Annotated in this window: 7 protein-coding genes; 4 read left to right on the top strand and 3 right to left on the bottom strand. The window is 35.6% G+C overall.

Going from position 1 to position 5,139, the window contains the following annotated elements:
• From DPV97_RS09720 to crcB, 3 genes are all read left to right on the top strand, one after another.
• Positions 1–67 (top strand): EF-Tu C-terminal domain-related protein (locus tag DPV97_RS09720; RefSeq protein ID WP_080265453.1); only part of this gene is annotated, 67 nt, incomplete at its 5' end.
• Positions 68–224: 157 nt separating this feature from the next.
• On the top strand, positions 225–1,043 hold the full coding sequence (locus DPV97_RS09450) for a Cof-type HAD-IIB family hydrolase (protein WP_070712920.1): 819 nt from the start codon (positions 225–227) through the stop codon (positions 1,041–1,043).
• Positions 1,044–1,439 carry a fluoride efflux transporter CrcB gene (crcB, locus tag DPV97_RS09445; protein WP_070712922.1) on the top strand — a complete coding sequence of 132 codons (396 nt, stop codon included), beginning with the start codon at positions 1,044–1,046 and terminating at the stop codon, positions 1,437–1,439.
• Here crcB and recX read toward each other — a convergent pair.
• The 3 genes from recX to DPV97_RS09430 form a co-directional block, all read right to left on the bottom strand.
• Positions 1,414–1,866: a recombination regulator RecX gene (recX, locus tag DPV97_RS09440; RefSeq protein WP_070712924.1), complete on the bottom strand. Its 453-nt coding sequence runs from the start codon at positions 1,864–1,866 to the stop codon at positions 1,414–1,416. The two genes, crcB and recX, sit on opposite strands and share 26 nt — an antisense overlap.
• 69 nt (positions 1,867–1,935) lie before the next feature.
• On the bottom strand, positions 1,936–2,991 hold the full coding sequence (gene recA / locus DPV97_RS09435) for a recombinase RecA (RefSeq protein WP_014064545.1): 1,056 nt from the start codon (positions 2,989–2,991) through the stop codon (positions 1,936–1,938).
• Between the two features lie 136 nt (positions 2,992–3,127).
• Positions 3,128–3,970 (bottom strand): patatin-like phospholipase family protein, encoded by an 843-nt coding sequence (locus tag DPV97_RS09430; RefSeq protein ID WP_070712925.1) that lies wholly within the window; start codon positions 3,968–3,970, stop codon positions 3,128–3,130.
• A gap of 229 nt (positions 3,971–4,199) precedes the next feature.
• Between DPV97_RS09430 and DPV97_RS09425 the strand changes: the two genes are divergently transcribed.
• Positions 4,200–4,868 carry a TfoX/Sxy family DNA transformation protein gene (locus DPV97_RS09425; RefSeq protein WP_083313270.1) on the top strand — a complete coding sequence of 223 codons (669 nt, stop codon included), beginning with the start codon at positions 4,200–4,202 and terminating at the stop codon, positions 4,866–4,868.
• The last annotated feature ends 271 nt before the right edge of the window (positions 4,869–5,139 follow it).

The raw sequence follows: 5,139 nt of genomic DNA, 5'->3' as shown, positions 1-5,139 counted from the left end.
ACGTTTCGCAATCCGTGAAGGTGGCCGTACAGTAGGTGCTGGCGTTGTTGCGAAAATCATCAAATAATTGATGTATTAACTGTAACAAGTTAGATTAAGAAGGCGTATCGAAAGATGCGCCTTTTTGCTTTTTATCAATGAATGTCATTTTTATGATAGAAAGTGCGGTCAAAAATCGTGTCGTTTTGGTATGATACAGACTCATTTTTTATACAGGTGGTTTTATGCAACAACTTCCATTTAAAGCCGTTGTTTCTGATCTTGACGGTACATTACTCAATACTAATCATGTAATTGGGGATTTTACAATTGAGATATTAAATAAATTAGAACAAAAAGGTGTTGATATTATTTTAGCAACTGGCCGTAATCACACGGATGTTTCTTCTATTTTAGGTAAGATTGGAGCGGAGCATGCTGTAATGATCACTTCCAATGGCGCGAGAGTACGCGACCTAAAAGGTAACCTTATTTATAGCAATAGCCTTCCAGAAGAAATCGTACTTGAGTTGTATAAAATCCCTTTTGATCGTACCAAGATTTGTATCAATACTTATCAAGATGATGGTTGGTTTATCAATATAGATGTGCCTGAATTAGCAAAATATCACAAGGATTCAGGTTTCATGTATGAGGTGGTTGATTTCACAAAACATCATGGAAGAGGAACTGAAAAAGTATTTTTTATTGCTCGTGACCCGAAAGATCTTTTGGAGCTGGAAGATTATCTTAGAACGCATTTTAGTGATAAAACGACGATTGTTTATTCCGCTGTGACTTGCTTAGAGGTCATGAATAAAAATGTATCTAAAGGTGATGCATTAGCTCATCTATTAGAAAATAGAAATTATGGATTAAAAGATTGTATTGCTTTTGGTGATGGTCAGAATGATGTTGAAATGCTTTCTTTGGCTGGTAAAGGTTATGTGATGGCGAATGCTGATCCTCGTCTAAAAGAAGCTTGCCCCGAATTGGAAGAGATTGGGTTTAATAAGGACGAAGCAGTGGCCAAACATTTAGCTGCACTTTTTGGTATTAAATAGATGTTTCAGTCAATTTTTCTGGTTAGTGCAGGTGCAGCGATCGGAGCCTCTTTACGCTGGGGATTAGGTCTATGGCTTAATTCCCTGTTTAGTTCACTTGCATTTGGCACACTTGTGGCTAATTTTATTGGCTGCTTTTTGATGGGGATTTTACTAGCAACTTTTTGGACCTTCCCTCAATTTAGTCCTGAATGGCGATTATTCTTAGTGACCGGATTTCTTGGTGCACTCACCACCTTTTCTTCTTTTTCAGGTGAAGTAATAGAACTCTTTTTTAAAGAAGAATGGGTAAATGGATTGTTCGTTTTAGTTAGCCATTTAGTTGGTTGTTTAATTTTTACAGTATTAGGGATTTATTTCTTTAGGCTCATCAGTCTTCTATTCCATTTCCGATAAAATCGCTAAATTCTTCAGAATAGAATCCATGAGAGAGCATATATTGCCAAATTTTTTGTTTGATTTTGATTGGTTGAGGTTCTGCATAATTAGGAAACTTTTTGTGTAGAACCTTTTCTGCTATTTCAATCCAATTAATTTCACTTTCTGCGAGAACTTCATTGATTACGTCTGAAGATACACCTTTCAGTTGGCGTAATTCTTGTTTAATACGATTTGCACCATACCCACGTTGCGAACGTGCGTGTAAATAATTTTCAGCAAATCGCTTATCATTTTGCCAGTTTTTTTTCTGACAGTAAGCAATCGTTTCATCGATCTCATCTTCTGTAAATGCCTTTTCCTGCATTTTATTGCGTAGTTCAAATTCGCTATATTCACGTCGAGCAAGTAAATTAACGACATAGCTTAAAGCAAGAGAAGGCATAGAAATTCCTTTTAGGTGAAATACGGTTGAAATGAAAAGTGCGGTCAATTTTGACCGCACTTTTAGTGATTAGAAATCGCTTTCTGCGTCATCATTAGATTGTTCAATATCAGCCATTAATGCTTGTTCTGGGTTAGCGACTAATTCAGCACGAAGCTTCGCTTCAAGTTCATCTGATTTCGCAGGATTTTCATGTAACCACTTCATCGCATTGGCTTTACCTTGACCAATTTTTTCACCGTTATATGCATACCATGCACCGGATTTCTCAACAAGTTTGTGTTTAACACCAAGTTCAATTAATTCGCCTGCTTTAGAGATGCCTTCTCCATAAAGAATTTGGAAATCTACTTGGCGGAAAGGTGCGGCTAATTTGTTTTTAACTACTTTAACACGAGTTTCGTTACCAATGACCTCATCTCCATCTTTAACTGAACCAGTACGGCGGATATCTAAACGAACAGAAGAGTAGAATTTTAGCGCGTTACCACCAGTTGTGGTTTCTGGGTTACCAAACATGACACCAATTTTCATACGAATTTGGTTAATGAAGATAACGAGACAGTTTGCATTTTTGATTTGACCGGTTAATTTACGTAGTGCTTGAGACATTAAACGCGCTTGTAAACCCATGTGTGAATCACCCATTTCACCTTCAATTTCAGCTTTCGGGGTAAGTGCAGCAACAGAGTCCACAATGACGACATCTACAGCACCAGAACGTACTAAGGCATCACAAATTTCAAGCGCTTGTTCCCCGTTGTCTGGCTGGGAGACTAAGAGCTCTTTCACATCAACGCCAAGTTTTGCTGCATAAATAGGATCAAGTGCATGCTCCGCATCGATAAAGGCACAGGTTTTACCCACTTTTTGTGCTTGAGCGATAACAGATAAAGTTAAAGTTGTTTTACCAGAAGATTCAGGTCCAAAAATTTCAACAATACGACCCATTGGTAAACCACCAATACCAAGAGCGACATCAAGACCTAAAGAACCAGTTGAAACAGATTCAACATCAAGGGCTTGAGTATCGCCCAATTTCATAATTGAGCCTTTACCGAATTGTTTTTCAATTTGACCAAGTGCTGCGGCGAGCGCTTTTTGCTTTTCTTCTTGAGTTGCCATATAAAACCTTCTTAAACAGAGTTATCTAAATTTGGCTAGATTATATCTGTATTGATGTACAGTATCAAGGGAAAATTTTTTCCTTGACGAAAAAATGTGAATCAGATTCCAAACTTGAGAAATAGTTTATTTAAAATCAACTTCTTAAGTATTTTTTTAGATCTTGAATTTGTGCTGAGAGAATTTTTTCACCCAGTTCATATACAGTTCTTATTTTGGTTTCATCTCGTTCTAATCGACCTATATTGAGCGGTACATTTGGACGGATCACAAAGATTTTATTTTGTTTTTCTAAACGAATGATTTCTTCTACTTGTTCATTATAAGTGCGGTAGCGATTTTCTAAGGTTTTAACTAAGTATGGATATTTGCGATAAAAAAGCTTGAATAAAAAAGAAGAAGATTTTGTTTTACGGTAGTCGATAGGTTGGGTTAAAACAACGATGATTTTATCACAACCGAGCTCTTGTGCTTTTTCAAATGGAATACTATCAGCAATTCCACCGTCTAGATATTTTTGCCCATTGATTTCCACAAATTGCGAGACAAAAGGCATGGCCGAGGTTGCTCTGAAGTATTCCATTTCTTTGAAAACATTTTCGATTTTGAAATATTCAGCTTCACCATTCTCGATGTTTGTGGCAGCTAAATAGAAATCAATGTGAGATTTTTCAAATTCATTTTGATCAAAAGGGTCGAGATTAAAGGGGAGATCATAGAAAGCGAAGTCTTTATTGACAATGTTGCCTGTTGTAAAAAGGCTATGAAATCCCATGTACCGTTTATCTTTAAGATATTTTAGGTTATATCTCAACGCTCTTTCTTTTTGATTGGATGCATAATTTATGCCAAATAATGCCCCCGCAGAAACGCCAATAATTTTATCTATTTCAATGTGTTGTTCCATGAGTGCATCAAGGGCACCAGCTGTAAACATCCCTCTCATGCCGCCGCCTTCAAGAACAAGTCCAGTTATCATTATTTATTCCTATATATTACAATTTTTTAATAGGCTTAAGTTGTTAATTATAATCTTGTTTTATCAAATCTACTTGTTTGTTTTAAATAAATTTTACATTTGCGATCTATCTCACAAAATTGAAAAAATCTTTTAGTTATACCTGATTGATTATGATATAACTATTCTATAGTGGTGCTTCTTAGTTATAGCTAAATAAAATAAACCTTACTCTAAGGAGAGCTTTACAATGAAAATCCTAACAATACCCAATGATAATATTATCAGAGTGTGTAATTTACTAAATCAACTGATTGGAGATGTAACAAGCAAAAACCTATTTACTGGATATGGGTTATTCCATAAAGATAAGGATATGTTTGCTGTTTGGATTAATAATAAGGTTTACTTGAGGGCTAAAGGTGAACTTTCTGTAAAATTAAAAGGGTTGGGCTGCAAAGCCTTTGCAACAAATGAGCTCAATAAACGCTTTGTGTTATCTGATTATTATGCTTTAACTGAAAGTATCTTGAAAGATAATGTCTTAATGAGAACTTTGATCATTCTTTCAACAACTCAAATAAGGAAGGAAAAACTCGAGTCTGTGCTCTCTAAGATTGGACGGATTCGTGATTTACCGAATTTATCTGTTAAATATGAACGAGCACTAAAGAAAGTCGGTATTGATAATGTGGATATCTTACGACAAATAGGTGCTGAAAATGCAATTGTTCGTTTGAAAAAAGCGGATATTGGTGCAACTGAAGCTTTTTATTGGCGACTTCGTGGCGCTTTAGAAAACCGTAATTGTGAGTTTTATACTGAGAAAGAAAAGGAGAAAGGGCTTAATAAACTTAATGAAATACTTTCTGCAAATGGATTTAGGCGCTGTAAAAGGACTTTAAAAAAGGTTGAATAGACTTACTTAAAGGCTGTGCGTCTAAAAAATCATCTATTGATCAATTTTTTTTTAAAAGTGCTTGCACGGACTCCAAAAATCCCTATAATGCACTCCACACAACGACGCGCTGTTGTGAAGCTTTATAAAACCGGTGCGTCGTTCTTTTTTGCTCTTTAACAATATATCAGACAATCTGTGTGGGCACTTGTTGATTGACTTGTTTTAAAAATATTTTTTAATTTTGAAGTCTTAATAGGTGCTAACTAGAAATTCATAATACTTTTTAAGT

It is taken from the genome of Haemophilus parainfluenzae (genome assembly GCF_003253005.1).
GTDB lineage: Bacteria > Pseudomonadota > Gammaproteobacteria > Enterobacterales > Pasteurellaceae > Haemophilus_D > Haemophilus_D parainfluenzae_M.
Note: the sequence above shows the minus strand (reverse complement) of the source record. Positions and strands in the feature narration are given on the sequence as shown.

What these genes read in the sequence shown, in the direction of transcription:
- DPV97_RS09450 (WP_070712920.1), top strand. Translation starts at nt 225, where the DNA reads ATGCAACAACTTCCATTTAAAGCCGTTGTTTCTGATCTTGACGGTACA.
- crcB (WP_070712922.1), top strand. Translation starts at nt 1,044, where the DNA reads ATGTTTCAGTCAATTTTTCTGGTTAGTGCAGGTGCAGCGATCGGAGCC.
- recX (WP_070712924.1), bottom strand. Translation starts at nt 1,866, where the DNA reads ATGCCTTCTCTTGCTTTAAGCTATGTCGTTAATTTACTTGCTCGACGT.
- recA (WP_014064545.1), bottom strand. Translation starts at nt 2,991, where the DNA reads ATGGCAACTCAAGAAGAAAAGCAAAAAGCGCTCGCCGCAGCACTTGGT.
- DPV97_RS09430 (WP_070712925.1), bottom strand. Translation starts at nt 3,970, where the DNA reads ATGATAACTGGACTTGTTCTTGAAGGCGGCGGCATGAGAGGGATGTTT.
- DPV97_RS09425 (WP_083313270.1), top strand. Translation starts at nt 4,200, where the DNA reads ATGAAAATCCTAACAATACCCAATGATAATATTATCAGAGTGTGTAAT.